The following is a 2450-nucleotide window of genomic DNA, read 5'->3' as shown; positions in this document are numbered from 1 at the left end:
CTCTGATCTCCTGACATAGAGGGATAGTTCATGAAGGGTCGGGGTGGTCTTTGACGGTGTAGACGATCGTCAGGTTGGTGCCGGGATAGGTGGTCTCGGTGGCGGTCAGTTCCTCGCACAGGGCAGCGAGGGCTCGGCTGCGTCGGGGTGCGGTCGCGGGGTCGAGGTCAACGTGCAGCCGGTCGTCGGCGATGTAGATGTCGCCGGGCAGGGTGAATGCTTCGCGGAGCAGGGCTCGGGCCTCGTCCTCGGCGCGGGCGTAGTAGGGCGCGATCATCCGGGCGAGCGTGGTCTCCGCGTTGTACGCGGACATGCGGATCGCGTGGGTGAGCAGTTTGGTCTCCTCGTCCAGGAGCCGTGCGCCCGGTCGGACCTGCCCCAGCGGCACGTGAGTCGGTGTAGCCCGGGAGGCGGCGACTGCGTCGGCCAGCCGGTCAGTGGCGGCCGAAACGTCCTGTCCGGGCTTCGGGTTCACGACTGCGGTCCCGTGGTGGCCGGGGCGGCCTGCTTCGGCGACCGCGTCGTCGATGGCGGCTGCGAGGCCGGCGTTCGCGGCCGCGAGGCTGGTGCGTGCTCGGGCGACGGTGTTGCGGGCGGTCTTCTTGGCGGGGTTGGGCACCATCCGGGCCGTGTCGTCGGGCTGGTCGGTGTAGCAGTCCAGCACGTCGAGGTCGAAATGGGTTCTCGCGTACTTGAAATAGCCCTCTTGCCGCCACCGGCCGGCCATCCGCCACACCACGGCACTGGCGGCCAGGCGGGTGTTGGAGGTCAGGATCGGGATCTGCGTGCCGTCCTCGGTCTGCTTGGTGACCTGCCGCATCCGTAGGGTGCCACCGCCGTCCAGGGCCAGGTCGACGACCTGGTCGGCGAGCCGGTACCGGCGCTTCTTCCCCTCGGGATCGGTCCAGGTGATCGTGCGGAACGCGTTGGCGGGTAGCTGGTCATACGGTGCCTTGCGATAGGTCAGCACGTGCAGCCCGGCGTCGATCAGGGTCTGGAAGCAGGCCGGTGACCAGCCACCCCGATCGAAGATCACCGTCGCGCGCCGGTGCGGCCCCAGGAAGGACCGCAGATCAGGGATCGATCGCACCAGCTCCCCGACCAGGGACGCGCCGGGCTTGCCAGTGAGTACCAGGATCGGGTCCGCGTCCGCGTCGGCGACCCAGGTCTCCGCAGTCGCATGGGTCGCCATGTGTAGCCGACCCACGTGCATCTTGGGCAGGTCCCTCTTGCCGGTGTACACCCGGGTGTGCCCGTCAATGTGCAAGAACCCCAACGCGTCCGGGCGTGCGTGCGCGTGTGCGATCGCGAGGGCGGCCTGCACGTCAGCACCACGCCGATACGCGGCGAGCTCACTCAGCTTGCGGCGGATCGTCTTGACCTCCGGGGCCCGATCCAGCCCGAGCAGGCGTCCCAGGTCAGCCGGGCGGATCCGGGTGGCACCCTCCGCGCGCGGGTCGCGCAGCAACGCCAGGAACACCATCGTCAGCAGCAGTGATCGCAGCCCGTAGAACCCGTTTCGCAGCCGCCCGAACACGGACTCGAACGCCGCCAGCAGCCCGGTGAGCTCCAGTGCGGGCAGCACCAGCAGCAGCCCGGCCAGGGGCAGGTGCGCACCCGGAGTGAACACCACGGGCGCCTCGGTCAGCAGGCCGGTGCGAGCCAGGCGTCGTTCCCCGGTGCGCGGTATCGGTGCGGGCAGCACGGGCAACACCAACTGGCCCTGTCCCAGCTGATCGTCACCCCCGTCGAGGCCGCCGTCGTCCAGTCCGTCGCCAAATGCCGACTCGTCGTCGGCGACCTCGGGCTCGGTGTCGTCGGGGGTGGTCTCGTCACAGGTGGTGTCCGCTGTGTGACTGGTATTGACTCGGCCGAGTGCGACGCGGACCGTCGCCGTGGAAACGCCTGCCTGCCGGGAGATCTCGGCCAGTGTCAGGCCCTGCTCGTCCAGGTCGCGGATCCGGGCGGCCAGCCGGCCAGTCAGCTTGCTCGGACCCTTCGGACCCTTCTTGGCCGAGATCAGCCCGGACACCCCATCGGCGGCGAACTCGGCCTGCCAGCGCCACACCGTCACCGCGGCGACGCCGAACGCGGCCGCCACTGCCGCCTGGGAGGCGATCTTCGTCGTCACCAGCTGCACCGCCGCCAACCGGCGAGCGGTCTCATCACCGGCCGCGAACGCGAACGACGCCTGCCCCGCGACGAACACCACCGACCCCTCACCCGTGGTGACCAGTCCAGCGATCGGGCCGATCGGCCTCGCCTCGGCCGGCAGCAGCGGCAGTACGGGTTGGCTCACACGACTCATCGTGCCACCTTCAAGGCCTGGGATATTCACTACACGTATTATCTCAGGGTTGGGCTGTGAAGAGGTAACTCAACACACCCCAAAACACCGGAATGACAGGGAAATCTGAAGAACTCGGCCGACCTATGTCAGGAGATCAGGG

At 68.8% G+C, this 2450-nt stretch carries 1 protein-coding gene; it reads right to left on the bottom strand.

Annotation, left to right across the window (positions count from 1 at the left end; translation table 11 throughout):
- Positions 1–28 precede the first annotated feature (28 nt).
- Positions 29–2308 carry a putative transposase gene (locus tag FGL98_RS24870; RefSeq protein ID WP_146321538.1) on the bottom strand — a complete coding sequence of 760 codons (2280 nt, stop codon included), beginning with the start codon at positions 2306–2308 and terminating at the stop codon, positions 29–31.
- Positions 2309–2450 lie beyond the last annotated feature (142 nt).

This window comes from Leekyejoonella antrihumi, from assembly GCF_007845645.1.
Taxonomy (GTDB): Bacteria; Actinomycetota; Actinomycetes; order Actinomycetales; family Dermatophilaceae; genus Leekyejoonella; species Leekyejoonella antrihumi.
The sequence above is the reverse complement of the archived record's forward strand: the minus strand, read 5'-3'. Positions and strand labels throughout refer to the sequence as shown.

Bases quoted from the DNA above. Each gene is read 5' to 3' on its own strand.
- FGL98_RS24870 (WP_146321538.1), bottom strand. From the start codon at position 2,308: ATGAGTCGTGTGAGCCAACCCGTACTGCCGCTGCTGCCGGCCGAGGCG.